The following is a 19,241-nucleotide window of genomic DNA, read 5'->3' as shown; positions in this document are numbered from 1 at the left end:
TAGCCTTTTAGTTTGTAGAACATTAATGACGGAAATGCCTCATTCCGGTTAGTACCACTGCCATACCGTGTTCGTTGGCGGCATCAATCACTTCTTGATCACGCATTGAACCACCTGGGTGAATCACACAAGTAATCCCTACTTTTGCAGCAGCGTCAATACCATCACGGAACGGGAAGAACGCATCGGAAGCCATTACACAACCAGCAACTTGTAAGCCCTCGTCTTCCGCTTTAATACCTGCAATTTTTGCGGAATAAACACGGCTCATCTGCCCTGCACCGATACCGATAGTTTGCCCGTCTTTGGCATACACAATCGCATTCGATTTCACATATTTCGCCACTTTCCAGCAGAACAATAGGTCTTTTAGCTCAGCTTCAGTTGGTTTACGCTCTGAAACCACCTTTAAATCGTCAATAGATACAGAGCCTTGGTCGGCATCTTGCACTAATAATCCGCCGTTTACCCGTTTGAAATCTAAGCGTTTTACAGCTTCTGAGAACTCGCCACATTCAAGCACACGCACGTTTTTCTTAGTGGCTAACACTTCTTTGGCAGAAGCAGAAACGGTTGGTGCAATAATCACTTCAACAAATTGACGGTCTGCGATGGTTTGAGCAGTTTCGCCGTCTAATTCACGGTTAAAGGCAATAATGCCACCGAAAGCAGAAGTTGGATCGGTTTGGTAAGCACGGTTGTAGGCATCTAAAATATTTTTACCCAAAGCAACACCACAAGGGTTAGCGTGTTTTACAATCACACAAGCAGGCTCGCTAAATTCTTTCACGCATTCAAGAGCCGCATCGGTATCTGCAATATTATTATACGAAAGGGCTTTACCTTGTAACTGTTTGGCGGTGGAAACAGAGGCTTCTTTTAACTCATTTTCGACATAGAATGCAGCGTTTTGATGCGAATTTTCGCCATAACGCATCGTTTGTTTACGCACAAAATTGAGGTTTAAGGTGCGAGGGAATTGTCCACTTGGTTGGGTTAAATCTTCTTCCTCAGCCCCTTGATAAGGCGGCACTTTTTGCCCGAAATAGTTGGCAATCATTGAATCGTATTGTGCGGTATGCTCAAACGCTTTAATAGCAAGATTAAAACGGGTTTCTAAAGTTAAACTGTTTTGATGTTGATCCATTTCGGCAAGAATAGCATCAAAATCATTGTTATTGACCACAATCGCCACATCTTTATGATTTTTCGCTGCAGAACGCACCATTGTCGGACCACCGATATCAATATTTTCCACCGCATCTTCAAGGCTACAATTTGGATTGGCAACGGTTTGAGCAAAAGGGTAGAGGTTTACTACCACCATATCAATTCGTTCAATGCCGTGTTGGTTCATCACTTCATCATCAGTACCACGGCGACCTAGAATTCCGCCGTGCACTTTCGGGTGCAGGGTTTTTACACGCCCGTCCATCATTTCAGGAAAGCCGGTGTAATCTGATACTTCTGTTACTAGCAAACCGGCTTCAGCCAGTAATTTTGCGGTTCCGCCCGTAGAAAGTAATTTTACCCCACGAGCCGATAGCCCACGAGCAAATTCGACAATGCCTTTTTTATCAGACACACTTAATAACGCCTGTTGAATCGCCATTCTTAAATTCCTTAAAATGAGTGTTAACGTGAAAATAAACGGCAAAGATTATAACGCAAACGTTTGCTTTTTTCATCTACAAGTGGTCGATTTTGCAAATTTTTCTGCAAAATCGACCGCTTGCACTCGTGATTAAAGCGGGTAGAATAGAGGAAAAAAATCGGAGGAACTATGATTAACCACAATTTAGCAGATTTCGTATTTGAGTATTTTACCGAAAACAACCTAAAAGCAGGCACACTACGTTATCGCTACATAAAAGAGAACGTGATTGATGCTTACAGTACCCGAGTAGATGATGCCTTTCAAGGTAAAGGTATTGCAGGAGAGCTTTACAATGCTTTAATTGCGTTTGCGCAAGAAAAAGGGCTGAAAATCAAGCCAAGTTGTAGTTATATTGAGGTAAAAATGCAACGAAGTCATCGAGATTTAATTGCTTAGAGAGGAGCAAGCGGTCGTAAAATTTCAAAAATTTACGACCGCTGTCTTATTCAATTCTCAAAAATCCGTCACACAAAATATAAGCCCTATTCATTAAACAACGCCATATAAAATTTATTTTCAAACGTATTAAGCGGAGCCCGTTTGGTTTTGCTTTCCAGCTCGCCAGTGGAATAGCCGTTAATAAATTGCACAAAAGCGATGCGTTCGCCACGGGCATTTTTCATAAAGCCGGCAAGGTTGTAAACCCCTTTCAGTGAGCCGGTTTTAGCAATCAGGTTTTTGGCAAGCGGTTCGGTTGAAATTGAGCCTCTGCCGGAAATAGTACCATCTACACCTGCAATCGGGAAGGTTTCAAACAGTTTTAAGCTTTCTTCGTTTTGGGCGATATATTCAAGGCTTTCCAGCATTGTTCGGCTACTCACTTGATTATGGCGGGAAAGCCCTGAGCCATCGGTCACCACACTGTTTTTAAAGTCAATATTGGCTTTGGTTTTTAATAGTCGACGAATCACATAACTGCCTAATTGGAATGAGGCAGGGCGGTTGTGCTGCTTGTTGGCAACGGTTCTAAACAGGGCATCGGCAATTTGGTTATCCGATTTTTTCATCATTTTCTTCAGCAACACCGGCAACGGCTCGGAATAATGCTCGGCAAGGAGCGTTCCGTTTTGGGCGGTTAATGACTCTTTTACTTGCCCGTTAAACGCAATTTTCAGGCTTTTTAAATGAGCTTTAATGATATTTGCTCCGTAATTGGTTGGATCTTGCACCGAAAAACTTAAGCCGAACGGCTGAGACTGGCGAGCCATACAGCCTTTGATTTGGTAACGGTTGTTATCGTGAACCACTACATCAAGCTGGCAAAATGGGGCTTCTTTCGGCTCGACAATATAAGCAGAGCTAAACACCTGCACTGGGTAGGCAGACGGCACATTCACTTTAGCAAATTCGCCAATAGGCTGGTCTGCATTTAAAGTGACATAAAAACAGTTGTGATCTACATTAATTGCCGCTGGTGGAGCGTTAAAGCACATCGTCAAGTCGTTCCAAATCCAACCGGAGGCTTTGTCGTGGCTGGCAAAAACCGAAGTGTCTAAAATTAAATCCCCTTCAATTTTATTGATATCTTGTTGCTTCAATTTGCTAATTAATTGATAAATTTGACCGCTTGTCAGCTCAGGGTCGCCACTAAAACGGGCAATTAAACTGCCTTTTAACACCCCGTTTTCTACTTTTCCGTTACTTAAAAGGGCAGCTTGAAAGCGGAAATCATCGGTTAAGGTTAATTTGGCTGCTAATGCCGTAAAGACTTTTTGGGTGCTGGCAGGTAGCATAAAAATATCACTTTGATATTGAGTGATGATTTGGTTAGTGTCTAAATTTTTAGCAATAAAGCTAACAGAAGTGCCGGCAGGCAAGGTATTTAATAATTCTTCGGTATTAATTTCAGCCTGGGTAATACTCGGAATCAGAAGTGTAGATAAGATAAATTTATTTAAAAAAGCACGAGTGAAATTTTTAAAAATCATAATAAAAGGGGAGTTGAAATTTTTAGTGAGAAATTGAATAATAGCCCTTTCGTTTTAATTCGTAAACCGATAATTTTTAGTAAGGAAATAGATTTAATGAAACAAATTCCTATGACGGTGCGTGGTGCAGAGCAACTGCGTGAAGAATTGGATTTTCTAAAAAATGTGCGTCGCCCTCAAATTATTGATGCGATTGCAGAAGCCCGTGAACACGGCGATTTAAAAGAGAACGCCGAGTATCACGCAGCCCGTGAACAACAAGGTTTCTGTGAGGGGCGTATTCAAGAAATTGAAGGCAAATTAGGCAATGCTCAAATTATTGACGTCACTAAAATGGCAAACAACGGCAAAGTGATTTTTGGGGCAACGGTGCAGTTAGTGAATGCTGATACAGATGAAGAAGTCACTTACCGCATTGTGGGTGATGATGAAGCCAATATTAAAGAGGGCTTAATTTCAGTTAATTCCCCGATTGCTCGTGGTTTAATCGGCAAAGAGGTGAACGATTCGGTGAGCATTACCACACCGGGCGGTAAGGTCGAGTTTGACATTGTGGGTGTGGAATATATTTAATCTACGCTAGGGGCGAATTACAATAGTGGGGCGAAAAATTTTTCGCCCCTACTTTATTAAACAATCTCACTCGGCACAAAGAAGTACGCAATTTCACGTTTTGCCGACTCTTCTGAATCTGAGCCGTGTACTGAATTTTCACGCATACTTAAGGCGTAAAGATCACGAATTGTGCCTTTTTCACGGTTATCCGGATTGGTTGCTCCCATTAATGCACGATAATGGTTGATCGCATTTTCCCCTTCCAGTACAGAAACGACAATAGATCCTGATGTCATAAATTCCACTAACGGCTCAAAGAAATCTTTGCCTTTGTGTTCCGCATAAAATCCTTCCGCTTGCTCACGGGTAAGATGTACTTTTTTTAGAGCTTTGATAGTCAGCCCGTTTTCTTCCAATTGAGCCAAAATTTTGCCGATTAAATTACGGCGTGTAGCATCCGGCTTAATAATAGAAAGCGTTTGTTGAATCATCATCTTCTCCTATTTAACTTGCATTCCCGGCTGAACACCGCTGTCTGCATCTAATAAGAACAGGTTCGCACCGCCTGTGCCGGCAGATAAAATCATTCCTTCCGACATACCGAACGACATTTTGCGTGGAGCAAGGTTGGCAATTACAATCACAAAACGCCCGATAAGTGCTTCCGGATTTGGGTAGGCCGCTTTAATGCCGGAGAACACTTGGCGTTGGTGATCACCTAAATCCAGCTCAAAACGTAACATTTTGTCTGATTTTGGCACTGCCTCGCAGTTCAATACTTTGGCTGCACGCAAATCTAATTTAGCGAAATCATCAATCGTAATTTCAGGGCTGATTGGCTCAACTGCAATATTTTCTTGTTTTTCGACTGCTTGTTGTTCCACTTTTTGTGTTCCTTTGGTTTGGTTTTCGGTTTTTTTATTCGCTTCTGCAAATAAGGCTTTGGTTTCATCAATAACTGCATCAATCTGTTTTTTCTCAAGGCGTGAGAACAGCGATTTAAACGGTGCAACGGTATGCCCGAATAATGGGGTAGCGATATTATCCCAACGCAATTCGCTTTGTAAGAATGCTTCAGCACGTTCTGCCAGTTTTGGTAATACCGGTTTTAGGTAGCTCATTAGCACACGGAATAACTCAATGCCCATTGAACAAACCGCTTGTAATTCAGCCTCTTTGCCTTCTTCTTTGGCGATGACCCAAGGGGCTTTGTCGTCAATGTATTTATTGGCTTTATCGGTTAATTCCATAATGGCACGAATAGCTTTATTAAATTCACGGTTTTCATAGAAATTCGCTATGGTTTCTGCTTGAGCGGTAAATTCATTAAATAACGCTTCGTCATCTAATTTTTCAGCTAATTTGCCCTCAAAGCGTTTAGCGATAAAACTGGCGTTGCGAGAAGCAAGATTCACTAATTTGTTTACGATATCGCTGTTTACACGTTGCACGAAGTCGTCTAAATTAAAATCTAAATCTTCAATGCGATCGTTTAATTTTGCCGCATAGTAATAGCGTAAGCATTCCGGATCGAGATGTTTTAAATAGGTGTTGGCTTGAATGAATGTACCACGAGATTTCGACATTTTCGCCCCGTCCACTGTCACATAACCGTGAGCAAACACATTGGTCGGTTTGCGGTAGCCGCTGCCTTCCAACATTGCCGGCCAAAACAGGCTGTGGAAGTAAACAATGTCTTTACCGATGAAGTGATAAAGCTCGGTGGTGGAATCTTTTTGCCAAAACTCATCAAAATCAATGCCTGCACGGTCGCATAAATTTTTAAACGATGCCATATAACCAATAGGGGCATCTAACCAAACGTAGAAGAATTTGTTTTCTGCGTCCGGAATTTCAAAACCGAAATAAGGGGCATCACGGCTGATGTCCCATTGCTGTAAACCACTTTCAAACCATTCTTGCATTTTATTGGCAATTTCAGGTTGGAGTGAGCCGGAACGAGTCCACTCTTTCAACATTCCCTCAAAGCTTGGCAGGTCAAAAAAGAAATGTTCTGATTCTTTTACCACCGGAGTTGCACCGGAAACTGCCGAGCGAGGGTTGATTAAATCCATCGGGCTATAGGTAGAGGCACATACTTCACAGTTATCGCCATATTGATCTTCGGCTTTACATTTCGGGCAGGTCCCTTTCACAAAGCGATCCGGCAAGAACATATTTTTTTCTGGGTCGAACAGTTGTGAAATCACTTTGCTTTTAATAAAACCGTTCGCTTTTAAGGTTTTATAAATATCGGTAGTGATTTGGCGGTTCTCTTCGCTGTGGGTGGAATGGTAATTATCAAAGCTGATATTAAAACTGGCAAAATCCGCTTCGTGATCGGCTTTGGCTTTTTCGATTAACTGTTCAGGGGTAATGCCTAATTTATCGGCATTAAGCATAATAGGCGTGCCGTGGGCATCATCAGCACAGACAAAGTGGACTTCATTGCCACGCATACGTTGAAAACGCACCCAAATATCTGCTTGAATATGTTCAAGCATATGACCTAAATGAATTGCACCGTTAGCATAGGGCAAGGCACAAGTAACAAGCATTTTTCGTTTTTGGTTAGCCATTCTTTTTCTCATTAAAATTAGGGTAAAAATTGCCGTCTATTTTAGCCCAAAAGTTGCAGGTTTACCAGTTGGCGTGAATTTATTAGAGCTTTGGGCTAACAAGCGGTAGAATATGATGCGCTAGAGGCGAAACATTTTTCGCCTCAATTTCCCAAATGATGATGTGGGCGAAAGATGTTTCGCCTCTAAACCTATTTTGGATAAAAATAGTATGCGACAAGTAAAGTTATACCGCTACCAACTCCCCATTCAAACCGGTGTAGTGTTACGCAAGCAACCTTTGAAAGAAAGGCAAGGGGTGTTGGTGTGTTTGCAAGAACAGGAGAAAGTCGGCTGGGGCGAAATTGCACCGCTTCCAAGTTTTAGCCAAGAGAGCCTAGAACAAGCTGAAAACCAAGCTGTGAATTGGTTAAAGGCGTGGCAGAAAGGAGAGCCTGAAACGTTAGAGCAGCTTTTCCCGTCTGTTGCCTTTGGGCTAAGCTGTGCGTTGGCTGAACTGAATAATGAATTAGGCGAGCAAGCGAATAACCAATCGGCGGTGCTGTGCTATGGCGATTTGGAAAAGTTACACACGGCATTTAGCCAACATACGAACCCAATCGGTAAAATTAAAATCGGTCTCAATCCTGAACAGGAAGGCGAGCAGGCAAATTTGCTGTTGCATACTTTTCCGAATTTACGCCTAAGGCTTGATGCCAACCGTCTTTGGAGCTTGGAACAAGCGGTCAAATTTGCTGAAAAAATTGCAAATGAACATAAACCCCGTATTCAATTTATCGAAGAACCTTGCCAAGCGCTCGAACTTTCCCGCCAATTTGCCACACAAACCGACATTGCGATTGCGTGGGACGAAACCGTGAGAGAGGCGAATTTTTTGGTAAAAAAAGAGCCAAATTTGACCGCTATTATCATTAAACCTACGCTGGTTGGTTCGCTTGAAAAATGCGTGAATTTAATTCAACAAGCACAGAAGCAAGGATTAGTAGCGGTGATTAGTTCAAGTCTTGAGAGCAGTTTGGGCTTAACCCAACTGGCTCGTATCGCCCAACAATACACCCCAAACAGTGTGCCGGGGTTGGATACGTTAAATTTAATGCAACACCAATTATTGCGAGATTGGCACGACTCTAGCTTGCCGTTGGTCGGGCTAGAAAGCGAATTTGTTAGGGAAGTTGTGGTATAATCTCCCAATTAAACACTCTCTCCCCTTGTGGGAGAGAGACCGCTTATGAGCGTTCAGCGAAATAAGCAGAGAGAGGGGAAGCGGTCATTTTTCTAAAAAAGTTTGCACATTTCCCCTCTCCCTGATTTTTCTTCTGGACGAAGACGTATTTCCCCCCTCTCCCTGATTTTTCTTCTAGACGAAGAAAAATCTGTCCCTCTCCCACGAGGGGAGAGGGTAAAGTAATTTATGGTATAAAAATAGTATGCGTTTAGACAAATTTATCGCCGAAAATACCGGTTTGACCCGTTCACAAGCGGCTAAAGTGCTGAAAAGTGGTGTGGTGACGGTAAACGGCAATATTGAAAAAAGTGGTGCGGCAAAAATCAGTCAAGAAGATGAAATTTATTACGAAGATCAGAAATTAGAGTGGGTGGAAGAGGGGCAGTATTTTATGCTCTATAAGCCACAGGGCTATATTTGTTCACACGATGATGGTGAGTACCCAACGGTGTTTCAATTCTTTGATTATCCGTTAATGACTAAATTGCATACCGCAGGGCGGTTAGATGTGGATACCACAGGGCTGGTGCTGTTAACCGATGACGGCAAATGGTCGCACCGTATTACCTCGCCCAAGCACCATTGTGAAAAGACATACTTAGTGACGCTTGCTGATCCGGTGGAAGATTTTTATGCACAGCGATTGGCAGAAGGAATTTTATTGCGTGGCGAGAAAGAGCCAACCTTGCCGGCTCAACTTGAAATTTTAGACGATTACAATGTGAATTTAACTATTAGTGAGGGGCGTTATCATCAAGTTAAGCGAATGTTTGCCGCCCTTGGGAATAAAGTCGAGGCATTGCACCGCTGGCGAATTGGCGATGTGGTGTTAGATGAAAGGTTGGAAGAAGGTGAATTCCGCTCGCTCACTTCAGAGGAGATAGCCAGTTTTAATGGAAAGTAGAAGACCAAGCCTGAGCTTTTTCATCATATTAGGTATGATGGCAATGTTGCCACCATTAGCCATTGATATGTATTTGCCCTCATTTTTAGATATTGCCCGTGACTTGGCGGTTTCGCAAGAAAAAGTGCAAACCACCTTGGCGGTATTTACCCTAGGTTTTGGGGCAGGGCAACTATTCTGGGGACCGATGGCAGACAGCTTTGGGCGGAAAATCATTATTTTAATCGGATTAGTCGGCTCGGCGATTGCCGCTTATTTTCTGACCCAAGTTCAGAATATCGAAACATTTTACCTGCTAAGGTTAGTACAGGGCTTATGTGCGGCAGCCCCGGCGGTGGTGCTGGGAGCATTAGTGAGAGATCTGTTTGAGCGTAATTTATTTGCCAAATTGATGTCGGTTATTATGATTATTTCTATGCTTGCCCCATTGCTTGCACCGATTGTTGGCGGTTATATTGCCAAATATTTCCACTGGCACTCAATTTTCTATGTGTTAGTGGCGATGGGGATTTTGTGCGTGGTATTAATTAGTTGGAAAATCCCTGAAACATTAGCCCCCGAAAAACGCCTGCCGTTAAGTTTTGGCAAAACTTTAAGCAATTTTGCCATCTTACTGAAACATAAGCCTACTCTTGGTTATGTGCTGATTGGCGGCTTAACCTTTGCAGGTATTTTCTGTTTTTTAACCTCAGGCTCGATTGTCTATATTGGGCTTTATGGCGTGTCGCAAGAAAATTTCGGCTATTTCTTCGGGCTGAATATGATTGTGATGGTGACGATGACGGCGATTAACAGCAAAATGGTAGTGAAAGTCGGCTCTGAAACGATGTTACGAATTGCTTTAGCTATGCAACTGTTAGCCGGCATTTGGCTGGCTTTAGTGGCGATTTTTGATTTAGGCTTCTGGGCAATGGCAATCGGTATTCCGCTTTATATCGGAATGCTTTCCACCATTGGTAGTAATGCCAGTGCCGCCATTTTAGAGCAATTTCCACAAATGGCAGGCACGGCTAACGGAGTAGCAGGTACGGCTCGTTTTGGTGTTGCTTCCCTTGTTGGAGCAGGGCTTTCACATATTGCTGTAACCAGTGCTGCCCCAATGCTTTTGGCGATGGCATTGTGCGTTATGTTAGCCGGTGTGGTGTATTATTTTCTGTGTTATAAGCGATAACTAGGTTGGGGTTAGCTTGCGAAAACCCAACAAATTTCTACAAGCGGTTAATAATAGTACATTTTTTGCAAATTTTTAGGCAGAATTAACCGCTTGTGTGGTACGAGCGTGGACGCTCGCACCATCGGGGCAATATCTACTAAGATTTTAAAAACAGCGAAATAGATTCCAAATGCCCGGTGTGGGGGAACATATCAATCATTGCCGCTTTTTCTAGCCTGTAGCCTAGTTGCAACAGTTTTTCGGCATCTCGCACCAGTGTTGCCGGATTGCAAGAGACATAAACAATCCGCTCAGGATTGAGTGATGTCAAGTGATCTAGGCAAAATAGTGCTCCGTTGCGTGCCGGGTCGAGTAGTACCTTGTTAAACGGCTCTTTTGCCCAAGGTTTGTCAGAAAACGGCTCATCTAAATTGGTTTGGTAAAATTCCACATTTTTTAGACCGCTTGTCACCGCATTCTCTCGGGCTTGTTGCACCATTGGTTCTACCCCTTCCACACCGACCACCGATTTCGCTCGCTCAGCAATAGGCAAGGTAAAATTCCCCATTCCACAGAAGAGATCTAACACTCGATCTTGGTTGGATAATTCCAGCCACTCAAGGGCTTTTTCCACCATTTTTTCATTGAGCGTGGCATTCACCTGAATAAAATCCCGAATTGAAAAATGCAACTTTAGACCCTGAATTTGATAATACGGGCGTTCACCGCACAGATGCTCAATGTGATTTTCGCTAGTCATCACAAAAAGAGATAATTGCTCTTGTGTGGCGAATTGACGCAAATTGTGGTTATCTTGCGCCGATAATGCCCCTAAATGGCGGAAAAATAGGGCAATGGTATTGTCCGCACTGACCAGCTCAATATGCCCCAATTTTTTCGGCTGTTGCCAGTTTTCAATCAGGTGTTTTAATTTTGGGAGCAAATTGGCAAGCGGTTCAACTAGCACTTCACAGTGTGCAAGCGGTATAATTTGGTTGGAATTTTGCAAACGAAAGCCGATTACCGCCTTGCCTTGCTGGATCGCAATGCTTAATTTTGCCCGACGGCGGTAGTGTTTATCGTTGCCGATAATCATCGGCTGAACATCAATAGCGTGGGTTTGCAATTTCTGTAAGCGTTGGAATAAAGCCTGTTGTTTTGCCTTACGTTGCAGTTCAAGCGAAATATGCTGCATTTGGCAGCCACCGCATTGCCCGTAAAGTTCGCAGCTTGGCATTCGCCGATTTGCAGATTTTTTAAGAATTTTAACCGCTTGTCCACGTCCGTATTGGCGTTTCTCTTCCAACACTTTAAATTCCACCTGCTCATCAGGCAGGGCATTTTCGATAAACCAAGTTTTGCCGTTGATTTTGGCAATCCCTAAGCCTTGATAATCTAACGATTGAATAGTTGCCTTTTGACAAGCGGGTGATTTTATCGGTTTTTTTGCCGATTTTTCAGAATAAAAAATCGCCATTGTTTTCAGATGAATTGTTATGATATAAAGTGTCGAAATGGGGAGATTATATAAGAAAAGCAGTTGGCGGAAAATGGAGGCAATATGATTTCATCGGTTTGGAATGAACGTTATTTGGCGGATAAAAAACGGGAACAAGATCACCGCTCGCCTTTTCAGCGGGATCGGGCAAGGTTATTGCATTCGGAGGCTTTTCGCTGTTTGCAGGCGAAAACGCAAATTCACGCCGTGGGGGAAGATGATTTTTATCGAACCCGTTTAACCCATTCGTTGGAAGTGGCTCAAATCGGTAGCAGTTTGCGAGAAAAATTATTAGCGGATGTGGAAGGCTTTCAAGCGGTCTGTTCGGAGCAGGAATTTGCAAAAAATATGGCAAATCTGACCGCTTTATTGCCGGATCATAGCTTGGTGGAATCCCTTTGTTTTGCCCACGATCTCGGGCACCCTCCGTTCGGGCACGGTGGTGAAATGGCGTTAAATTATAAAATGTACGCCTTTGGCGGCTTCGAGGGTAATGCTCAATCCTTTCGGATTATGACCCAGCTTGAGCCTTACACCGAAACAGCCGGAATGAATCTGACCCGTCGCACCTTACTGGGGGTAATGAAATATCCGGCACTCTTGTCTCAAACCTCGCCGATTGAGCCGGCAGAAATGAGCGAGGCTCGGCATATTAATTTGCACCATTTTCCACAGAGCAAAGGGATTTTTGATGACGACAACCACTTTTTTGAGTGGGTATTAGCCCCGTTAAGTGAAAAAGACCGACGCCAATTTTGCACGGTTCAGCCCAATCAAGATCCGAAACAGCCAAACAAAACGCAATATAAATCTCTCGATTGCAGCATAATGGAACTAGCGGACGATATTGCCTATGGCGTACACGATTTGGAAGATGCGATTGTAGGTGGAATGGTCACACCGCAATCGTGGCAAAATGCGGAAAAATTGCTGGCGGAGTGCCAATCCGATTGGGTGAAACAACGCCTGCCGGAGATTCGGGAAAAGCTCTTTTCTCAGCACCGCTACGAGCGAAAAGATGTGATCGGGGCATTAGTGAATCATTTTATTACCAATGTGCGTTGGAAAGCTCTGCCTGAATTTGACGAGCCGTTGCTACGTTATAATGCCTATTTACCGGAAAGTGTTGCCTGTGTGCTGAAAATCTTGAAAGATTTTGTGTATCAATATGTGATTTGTGATGCCAAAACCCAGCGGGTGGAACGCAAGGGGCAACGCATTCTAATGGAATTGTTCGATATTTTAAGCAGTGATCCGATGCGATTACTCCCTAATAATGTGCGGGAACGTTGGAAAAATGCGGAAGAATCTAAGCGTGCAAGGGTAATTTGCGACTATTTAGCCGGTATGTCTGATGGGCAGGCGTTTAAACTTTTTGAAAGTTTATAATGAACTTTGTTAATTTTGCAAGGTCTCAGTAATAGGTTTCATTTATTTAATAGGAGATTTCAATGAAAACTGTTTCTAAAGGTCTTTTAGTATTAGCAACTTTGGCTTCTGCAACAGCATTTGCGGTTTCTTCCAAGTGAAATTTATCAGCCTCGTGGCGAATTAGTTAAAGCAGATCGTCAAGGTAATGGTGAGTTTGAAGTAGAATATCGTGTCAGTGGTAATGATGTTCGTGGCTTAGCGAAAAGTGCGATCGCCCACGCTAAACGTAAAGGTTTCCATTTAGTAGAATCTGATATTCATAGAGATGATGCTGATTTAAAATTCAAACGTGGTGACCAAGAGCTGGATATTGAAATTGAAGTAAAAGGTAGAAATCGGATTGAATATAAGGCAGATCTAGATTTAGATAAAAACTAAATTTACCCCTTAAAACGACCGCTTGTGTGATTTAACCGCACAAGCGGTCTTTTTATTGTGCTTTTTTGCAAAAATACTCAAGCCGACCGGTCCCGGAATTTGGTAAAATAGCCGTTTAAATGACAATAATGATGCTTTTACTTATTACTTAGAGGAAAAAATGTTTTTAGTCGGTCAGCGTTGGCTAAGTGAATCGGAAAATAATTTAGGTTTGGGAATCGTGACTTCGGTGGATCATCGCACTGTCACTATCAATTTCCCGGCAGCGGAAGAAGAGCGGGTCTATGCAATTGCAGTTGCACCTTTAACTCGAGTGCAGTTTCAAGCCGGAGATAGAATTAACAGTATAGATGGCTGGCAGTTAGAGGTTTCAGAGGTTGTGGAAAATCAAGGTGCCGTAATCTATTTGGGCAAAAGGGTGGATAACGGTGAAGAAGCGGTACTGCCTGAAATGTTGCTCGATCATAAAATCAGTTTCAGCAAACCGCAAGACCGCCTTTTTTCGGCTCAGATTGATCGCTCAGATCGCTTTGCATTACGCTTTAACGCTTTGCAGCACCAGCAAGCGCAATATCAGTCGCCACTGCGTGGTTTGCGAGGCATTCGAGCCAGCCTGATTCCACATCAATTACATATTGCAAAAGAAGTCGGGCAACGCCTTGCTCCTCGTGTGCTATTAGCCGATGAAGTGGGACTGGGTAAAACTATTGAAGCCGGTATGATTTTGCAACAACAGCTATTTTCGGGCAGAGCAGAACGAGTATTGGTATTAGTGCCGGAAAGTTTGCAACACCAATGGTTGGTGGAAATGCTTCGCCGTTTTAATCTGAAATTCTCGTTATTCGATGAAGAACGTTGTAGTGATTTTGATAAACAAGATGAAAATGGCGATGATGTAAGTGAAAATCCATTTGAGAGCGAAGCGTTAGTCATTACTTCACTAAACTGGCTGGAAACCTCACCGCAACGAGCCAATCAAGTGCTTGCTGCCGACTGGGATCTATTAATTGTTGATGAAGCTCACCATTTAGAATGGTCGGAAACCGAATCTTCTATCGGCTATCAGTTGGTAGAGCGTTTATCTCAACAAATTCCTGCCGTCTTGCTTTTAACGGCAACACCGGAGCAATTAGGGCAAGAGAGCCATTTTGCCCGCTTGGCGTTGTTAGATTCGGATCGTTTTTATGATTATGCCGAGTTTGTACAGGAGCAAGCACAGTATAAACCGGTGGCAGATGCGGTGAGTAGCTTATTAAGCGATAAACCGCTAAGTAATGACGAGCAGAATGCGATTGCGGAGCTGTTAAGCGAGCAAGATACCGAGCCGATGTTCCGTGCAATTAATAGCAAAAAATCGGACGAAAATGACCGCTTGCAAGCCCGTCAAGAGCTGATTAGTGAGCTAATTGACCGCCATGGAACCAGCCGGGTGTTGTTTAGAAATACCCGTCAGGGAGTGAAAGGCTTCCCACATCGGGAATACCACCAAATCAGCCTAGAAATGCCGAAACAATACCAAAATGCGTTAAAAGTGATGGGAATGATGGGGAGTGTGAGCCAAAGTGATTTGCTCTATCCTGAATATTTGTTCCAACGAATGAACCCGAATGCGAAATGGGCTGAATTCGACCCTCGGATTGATTGGCTCATCACTTTCTTAAAAAATCATCGTGATGAAAAAGTGCTGGTGATCTGCAAACAGGCGGACACTGCGATTGCTTTGGAGCAAGTTTTGCGTGAGCGTGAGGCGATTCGTTCTGCCGTTTTCCACGAGAAAATGTCGATTGTTGAACGTGACAAAGCTGCCGCCTATTTTGCTCAACAAGAAGAAGGCGCTCAGGTGCTGATTAGTTCAAGCATCGGTTCAGAAGGGCGAAATTTCCAATTTGCTAAAGATTTAGTGCTGTTTAATTTGCCGGATAACCCGGATTTATTGGAGCAAAGTATTGGGCGATTAGATCGTATCGGACAGAAAAATGACATTCAGATTTATGTGCCTTGCTTTAATTTATCGGCTCAACAGATGTTGGCAGAGTGGTATCACAAGGGCTTGAATGCGTTTGAAGAAACCTGCCCGATGGGAACAGCGATCTTCCGTGAATTAGGTGAAGAATTGCAACAATTCCTGCAAAAATCTGAACTTTCAGCCCAATTTGATGATTTTGTTGCGAAAACCTATAAACGCCAACAGTATTTGAAAGCCGAACTGGAGAAAGGACAGGACAGATTATTAGAACTGAATTCTAATGGCGGAGAAGCAGCTCAACAGCTCGCTAATGATATTGCGAAAGAAGATAATAATCCGCAGTTGGTTAATTTTGCCTTGAGTTTGTTTGATGTGATTGGCGTTGAACAGGAAGATTTAGGCGAGCAGAGCATTGTGATTAGCCCAACCGGACATATGCTTGTGCCTGATTTCCCGGGGCTATCGGAAGATGGCACGACCATTACCTTTAATCGTGAACTGGCGTTAATGCGGGAAGAGGTGGAATTTCTCACTTGGGATCACCCGATGATCCGCAATGGTATTGATTTAATCACCTCCGGCGATATTGGCAAATCAGCAATCTCATTGCTGGTGAATAATAAATTGCCTGCCGGTACATTATTACTTGAGGCGCTTTATGTGGTGGAAGCACAAGCACCGAAAGGGCTAAATTTAACCCGTTTCCTACCGCCAACCCCGATTCGGGTTTTAGTGGATAACAAAGGCAACAATATTGCTCCGCAGGTCTCTTTTGCCGGGCTTGAACGCCAATTAAAACCGGTGAATAAACAGATGGCAAATAAAATTGCCAAAATGGCTCGAGCGGATATTGAAAAATTAATTAAAGCGAGTGAAAAAGCGGTAGAACCTCAGGTCCAACAGGTGATTGAAACTGCCAAATTTGAGGCAAATAGCAAATTAAAAGCAGAATTACACCGCTTGGAATCACTCAAAATGGTGAATAAAAATATTCGAGCCGATGAAGTTGAAGCCTTAGAACAACAGCTTAACGCTTCCCTTGCCCAACTTGAAACGGCAAATTATCGCTTAGATAGCTTGCGAGTGATTGTAAGTAATAAAGCGTAATTTTTTGCAAGTACGAAAAGTGATTTTTTCGATCTATGTCGAAAAAATCACTTTTCTATTTTGTGTCATCCTTGCAGATTATTTATGCTATTCCTCATATTGTAAAAGGTATAAAAAAGGAATATTATGTATATAGATTTGCAATATGCTGTGCCGTTATTGTTTGAATACGACCCGAACAAAAGCCAAATTAATTTAGCCAAATATGGTATTGATTTTGAACAGGCAAAGTTGCTTTGGGAAGATGAACGAAAAGTTGTACTGGAGGCTTGCATTGAACCCGAATTACGCTATTTCCTGATTGGCAAGATTTATGATAAATATTGGACAGCGTTTTTTACACCAAGAAATGATGTTATTCGTTTAATTTCAGTTAGACGTTCCCGTAAAAAAGAGATCTCATACTATGAGAAATACCATTAGTGCCGAAGAATTAGAACGTATCTTCGATGAAGGCAAAGAAGATATTTTACAATACTGCGATCTTTCTACCGCTCATCGCCCGGGGCAAATGAAAAGGGTGAATGTTGATTTCCCAAATTGGATGGTAGAAGCGTTAGATAAGCAAGCCAGACATTTAGGTGTGCCTCGCCAAGCCTTGAGTAAAATGTGGATTGCGGAAAAATTACCGGTTCAATCACCTAGGTAAGCGAGTGGCAAATGGCATTAATTGAATATAACCCTCCATTAGAACCATTTTTAGATGAGGTTTATCGGGATAACCATATTTTAGTAATTAATAAGCCTAGTGGTTTATTATCGGTGCCGGGCAATCGTCCCGAATATTACGACAGTGCAATGACTCGAGTACAGCAAAAATATGGCTTTACCGAACCGGCTCATCGTTTGGATATGGCAACAAGCGGTATTCTTTTGTTCGCCCTAAGCAAAGCGGCGGAAAAAGAACTAAAACGCCAATTTCGGGAACGTGAACCGAAAAAACACTATATTGCGTTACTTTGGGGCAAATTAGGTGAAAAAGTTGGGGATAAGGGCGAAATGAATTTTCCGCTGATTTGCGATTGGGAAAATCGCCCCCGCCAGAAAATTTGCTATGAACGAGGCAAAAAAGCCATTACCCATTATGAAGTGTTAGCTCATTATCCGAATAATATAGCGAGAGTAAAACTCACGCCTATCACGGGGCGTTCGCATCAGCTACGAGTACATAGCCTTGCGTTAGGTCACCCGATTATTGGCGATAAGTTTTATGCTAATCCGCTGGCAAAAAGTTTATCGCCCCGTTTATGTTTGCACGCGGAGTCACTAACAATTACTCACCCGATTACAAGGGAGTTGATGACGTTTACTGCTGAGCCGACTTTTTAGCCTCGTTCAGTAGGTGTTTGTAATATGCCCAATCAAAATATTGCCCCGGGTCGATTTTCCGTTCCGGGGCAATATGGCAATGCCCGGTGATGCGTTCATCGGTAATTTGTGGATAGCTTTGCTGAATGGCTTTGGTCAAATTTGCCAAAGATTGGTATTGAGCTTGAGTAAACGGCTGATTATTACTGCCTTCCAGTTCAATGCCAATCGAATATTCATTGCATTTCTCCCGCCCTTCAAAACAAGAGACGCCGGCGTGCCACGCCATATCGTTAAAATTCACATATTGCGTGATTTCCCCCTCCCTATTAATCAAACAATGGGCGGAAACCCGTAGATCTTTGATTTCTTCAAAATAAGGGTGAGCGGTTGGTTCGAGTTTACCTTGGAAAAACAGATCGATAAAATTTCCACCAAATTCTTCCGGCGGTAAGCTGATGTAGTGAATAACCAACAAGGAAATATCCTCTTGATCAGGACGTTGGCTAAAATGCGGAGACGGCACTTGTTTTTGACCGGTTAAACAGCCCTGTTCGATTTTTAAATTTGGCATAGTCTAAATAGGGTGAATACGTTAAAATATGGCTCATTTTACTAGAAAAAGAGAAGAATATGTTAAGTTATCGCCACAGTTTCCACGCAGGCAACCACGCTGATGTGCTAAAACACATTGTCCAGCTTTTGATCTTGCGAGCATTAAAAGAAAAAGAAAAAGGTTTTTTATATCTTGATACTCACTCCGGTGTGGGGCGTTATAGTCTGTTAAGTTTTGAATCGGAAAAAACAGGCGAATATTTAGAGGGTGTTGCCCGTTTATGGGAGCGTGATGATTTACCGGAAGAAGTGGCATTCTATATTGATGAGCTGAAAAAATTAAACCGTGGCGGCAAGTTAAAGTATTACGCAGGCTCCCCATTATTGGCGGTACAGCAACTGCGTGAGCAAGACCGAGCCATTCTTACCGAACTTCACCCCAATGATTTTCCGCTGTTACGACAAGAATTTGCCAAAGCGAAAAATGTGCAAACCAAGCGAGAAAATGGCTTTCAACAATTAAAATCCGCCCAGCCGCCTAAAGAGCGTCGAGGTTTTGTGTTGATTGATCCACCTTATGAATTAAAAGAAGATTATGAATTGGTGGTTAAAGCGATAGAAGAGGGCTACAAACGGTTTGCCACTGGTGTGTATGCCATTTGGTATCCGGTGGTGCTTCGCCAACATACCAAACGTATAGTGCGAGGTTTAATGGATACCGGCATTCGCAAAATTCTACAAATTGAGCTTGCCGTTCGTCCTGATAGCGACCAACGTGGAATGACGGCAAGTGGTATGATTGTGATCAACCCACCGTGGCAGCTTGAAACCCAGATGAAAAAAATCCTGCCATATTTAACCGAGGTGCTTGTGCCGGAAGGAACAGGTTCTTGGAAGGTGGAGTGGATTACGCCTGAGTAAATTAAATACGGATAGCACAAGCGTGGACGCTTGCGCCATCATAAATTCTGATTTGCAATATTTTTTAGAAAAATAA

The 19,241-nt window shown here is 42.9% G+C and carries 18 protein-coding genes; 12 read left to right on the top strand and 6 right to left on the bottom strand.

Annotation, left to right across the window (positions count from 1 at the left end; genetic code table 11):
• Nucleotides 1-22: 22 nt before the first annotated feature.
• Nucleotides 23-1,612, bottom strand: a complete 1,590-nt coding sequence (gene purH / locus EDC41_RS06600) for a bifunctional phosphoribosylaminoimidazolecarboxamide formyltransferase/IMP cyclohydrolase (RefSeq protein ID WP_006250565.1) — start codon at nt 1,610-1,612, stop codon at nt 23-25.
• Nucleotides 1,613-1,783: 171 nt separating this feature from the next.
• Between purH and EDC41_RS06595 the strand changes: the two genes are divergently transcribed.
• Entirely contained in the window at nt 1,784-2,053 is a 270-nt protein-coding gene (locus EDC41_RS06595; protein ID WP_006249255.1) for a GNAT family N-acetyltransferase, read from the top strand.
• Between the two features lie 86 nt (nt 2,054-2,139).
• Here EDC41_RS06595 and dacB read toward each other — a convergent pair whose 3' ends face one another.
• Entirely contained in the window at nt 2,140-3,585 is a 1,446-nt protein-coding gene (gene dacB, locus EDC41_RS06590) for a serine-type D-Ala-D-Ala carboxypeptidase (RefSeq protein ID WP_006250566.1), read from the bottom strand.
• Between the two features lie 96 nt (nt 3,586-3,681).
• Between dacB and greA the strand changes: the two genes are divergently transcribed.
• Entirely contained in the window at nt 3,682-4,158 is a 477-nt protein-coding gene (gene greA, locus EDC41_RS06585; RefSeq protein WP_020831247.1) for a transcription elongation factor GreA, read from the top strand.
• A gap of 56 nt (nt 4,159-4,214) precedes the next feature.
• On the opposite strand, the gene ndk is transcribed toward greA, so the two are convergent.
• Together ndk and metG are read right to left on the bottom strand one after the other, a co-directional pair.
• Nucleotides 4,215-4,631: a nucleoside-diphosphate kinase gene (gene ndk / locus EDC41_RS06580; protein ID WP_020831248.1), complete on the bottom strand. Its 417-nt coding sequence runs from the start codon at nt 4,629-4,631 to the stop codon at nt 4,215-4,217.
• Nucleotides 4,632-4,640: 9 nt separating this feature from the next.
• Nucleotides 4,641-6,719, bottom strand: coding sequence for a methionine--tRNA ligase (gene metG / locus EDC41_RS06575; RefSeq protein ID WP_006250569.1), 2,079 nt, complete (start codon nt 6,717-6,719; stop codon nt 4,641-4,643).
• 211 nt (nt 6,720-6,930) lie between these two features.
• Between metG and menC the strand changes: the two genes are divergently transcribed.
• From menC to EDC41_RS06560, 3 genes are all read left to right on the top strand, one after another.
• Nucleotides 6,931-7,902 (top strand): o-succinylbenzoate synthase, encoded by a 972-nt coding sequence (menC, locus tag EDC41_RS06570; protein ID WP_006249260.1) that lies wholly within the window; start codon nt 6,931-6,933, stop codon nt 7,900-7,902.
• Nucleotides 7,903-8,146: 244 nt separating this feature from the next.
• Nucleotides 8,147-8,848, top strand: coding sequence for a 16S rRNA pseudouridine(516) synthase RsuA (gene rsuA, locus EDC41_RS06565; protein ID WP_006249261.1), 702 nt, complete (start codon nt 8,147-8,149; stop codon nt 8,846-8,848).
• The gene (locus EDC41_RS06560; RefSeq protein ID WP_031200471.1) at nt 8,838-10,019 is read left to right on the top strand and encodes a Bcr/CflA family multidrug efflux MFS transporter; all 1,182 of its coding nucleotides are present in this window, start codon (nt 8,838-8,840) and stop codon (nt 10,017-10,019) included. Before rsuA ends, EDC41_RS06560 begins: the two co-directional genes overlap by 11 nt.
• Nucleotides 10,020-10,158: 139 nt before the next feature.
• Here EDC41_RS06560 and rlmD read toward each other — a convergent pair whose 3' ends face one another.
• Nucleotides 10,159-11,478 (bottom strand): 23S rRNA (uracil(1939)-C(5))-methyltransferase RlmD, encoded by a 1,320-nt coding sequence (rlmD, locus tag EDC41_RS06555; RefSeq protein WP_006249263.1) that lies wholly within the window; start codon nt 11,476-11,478, stop codon nt 10,159-10,161.
• A gap of 84 nt (nt 11,479-11,562) precedes the next feature.
• Between rlmD and EDC41_RS06550 the strand changes: the two genes are divergently transcribed.
• The 6 genes from EDC41_RS06550 (at nt 11,563) to rluA (ending at nt 17,710) form a co-directional block, all read left to right on the top strand.
• Nucleotides 11,563-12,888, top strand: coding sequence for an anti-phage deoxyguanosine triphosphatase (locus tag EDC41_RS06550; RefSeq protein ID WP_020831251.1), 1,326 nt, complete (start codon nt 11,563-11,565; stop codon nt 12,886-12,888).
• A 120-nt stretch (nt 12,889-13,008) separates the two neighbouring features.
• Nucleotides 13,009-13,308: a hypothetical protein gene (locus EDC41_RS06545; RefSeq protein WP_006249265.1), complete on the top strand. Its 300-nt coding sequence runs from the start codon at nt 13,009-13,011 to the stop codon at nt 13,306-13,308.
• A 160-nt stretch (nt 13,309-13,468) separates the two neighbouring features.
• The gene (rapA, locus tag EDC41_RS06540) at nt 13,469-16,381 is read left to right on the top strand and encodes an RNA polymerase-associated protein RapA (RefSeq protein WP_006250573.1); all 2,913 of its coding nucleotides are present in this window, start codon (nt 13,469-13,471) and stop codon (nt 16,379-16,381) included.
• Between the two features lie 126 nt (nt 16,382-16,507).
• Nucleotides 16,508-16,804, top strand: coding sequence for a BrnT family toxin (locus EDC41_RS06535; protein WP_006249269.1), 297 nt, complete (start codon nt 16,508-16,510; stop codon nt 16,802-16,804).
• A complete protein-coding gene (gene brnA / locus EDC41_RS06530) occupies nt 16,788-17,030 on the top strand; it encodes a type II toxin-antitoxin system BrnA family antitoxin (RefSeq protein WP_006250574.1) in 243 nt (80 codons plus the stop codon). The genes EDC41_RS06535 and brnA overlap by 17 nt, the downstream gene beginning before the upstream one ends.
• 11 nt (nt 17,031-17,041) lie before the next feature.
• Nucleotides 17,042-17,710: a bifunctional tRNA pseudouridine(32) synthase/23S rRNA pseudouridine(746) synthase RluA gene (gene rluA / locus EDC41_RS06525; RefSeq protein ID WP_006249271.1), complete on the top strand. Its 669-nt coding sequence runs from the start codon at nt 17,042-17,044 to the stop codon at nt 17,708-17,710.
• On the opposite strand, the gene ampD is transcribed toward rluA, so the two are convergent.
• Complete coding sequence (gene ampD / locus EDC41_RS06520; protein WP_006249272.1) at nt 17,688-18,263, bottom strand: 1,6-anhydro-N-acetylmuramyl-L-alanine amidase AmpD; 576 nt, start codon at nt 18,261-18,263, stop codon at nt 17,688-17,690. The two genes, rluA and ampD, sit on opposite strands and share 23 nt — an antisense overlap.
• 59 nt (nt 18,264-18,322) lie before the next feature.
• Between ampD and EDC41_RS06515 the strand changes: the two genes are divergently transcribed.
• On the top strand, nt 18,323-19,165 hold the full coding sequence (locus EDC41_RS06515; protein ID WP_006250575.1) for a 23S rRNA (adenine(2030)-N(6))-methyltransferase RlmJ: 843 nt from the start codon (nt 18,323-18,325) through the stop codon (nt 19,163-19,165).
• Nucleotides 19,166-19,241 lie beyond the last annotated feature (76 nt).

The organism is Mannheimia haemolytica, from assembly GCF_004342115.1.
GTDB lineage: Bacteria > Pseudomonadota > Gammaproteobacteria > Enterobacterales > Pasteurellaceae > Mannheimia > Mannheimia haemolytica.
The sequence above is the reverse complement of the archived record's forward strand: the minus strand, read 5'-3'. Positions and strand labels throughout refer to the sequence as shown.

What these genes read in the sequence shown, in the direction of transcription:
- EDC41_RS06595 (WP_006249255.1), top strand. Translation starts at nt 1,784, where the DNA reads ATGATTAACCACAATTTAGCAGATTTCGTATTTGAGTATTTTACCGAA.
- ampD (WP_006249272.1), bottom strand. Translation starts at nt 18,263, where the DNA reads ATGCCAAATTTAAAAATCGAACAGGGCTGTTTAACCGGTCAAAAACAA.
- EDC41_RS06515 (WP_006250575.1), top strand. Translation starts at nt 18,323, where the DNA reads ATGTTAAGTTATCGCCACAGTTTCCACGCAGGCAACCACGCTGATGTG.
- rlmD (WP_006249263.1), bottom strand. Translation starts at nt 11,478, where the DNA reads ATGGCGATTTTTTATTCTGAAAAATCGGCAAAAAAACCGATAAAATCA.
- rapA (WP_006250573.1), top strand. Translation starts at nt 13,469, where the DNA reads ATGTTTTTAGTCGGTCAGCGTTGGCTAAGTGAATCGGAAAATAATTTA.
- greA (WP_020831247.1), top strand. Translation starts at nt 3,682, where the DNA reads ATGAAACAAATTCCTATGACGGTGCGTGGTGCAGAGCAACTGCGTGAA.
- rsuA (WP_006249261.1), top strand. Translation starts at nt 8,147, where the DNA reads ATGCGTTTAGACAAATTTATCGCCGAAAATACCGGTTTGACCCGTTCA.
- dacB (WP_006250566.1), bottom strand. Translation starts at nt 3,585, where the DNA reads ATGATTTTTAAAAATTTCACTCGTGCTTTTTTAAATAAATTTATCTTA.
- EDC41_RS06550 (WP_020831251.1), top strand. Translation starts at nt 11,563, where the DNA reads ATGATTTCATCGGTTTGGAATGAACGTTATTTGGCGGATAAAAAACGG.
- metG (WP_006250569.1), bottom strand. Translation starts at nt 6,719, where the DNA reads ATGGCTAACCAAAAACGAAAAATGCTTGTTACTTGTGCCTTGCCCTAT.
- EDC41_RS06535 (WP_006249269.1), top strand. Translation starts at nt 16,508, where the DNA reads ATGTATATAGATTTGCAATATGCTGTGCCGTTATTGTTTGAATACGAC.
- EDC41_RS06560 (WP_031200471.1), top strand. Translation starts at nt 8,838, where the DNA reads ATGGAAAGTAGAAGACCAAGCCTGAGCTTTTTCATCATATTAGGTATG.
- rluA (WP_006249271.1), top strand. Translation starts at nt 17,042, where the DNA reads ATGGCATTAATTGAATATAACCCTCCATTAGAACCATTTTTAGATGAG.
- ndk (WP_020831248.1), bottom strand. Translation starts at nt 4,631, where the DNA reads ATGATTCAACAAACGCTTTCTATTATTAAGCCGGATGCTACACGCCGT.
- purH (WP_006250565.1), bottom strand. Translation starts at nt 1,612, where the DNA reads ATGGCGATTCAACAGGCGTTATTAAGTGTGTCTGATAAAAAAGGCATT.
- brnA (WP_006250574.1), top strand. Translation starts at nt 16,788, where the DNA reads ATGAGAAATACCATTAGTGCCGAAGAATTAGAACGTATCTTCGATGAA.
- menC (WP_006249260.1), top strand. Translation starts at nt 6,931, where the DNA reads ATGCGACAAGTAAAGTTATACCGCTACCAACTCCCCATTCAAACCGGT.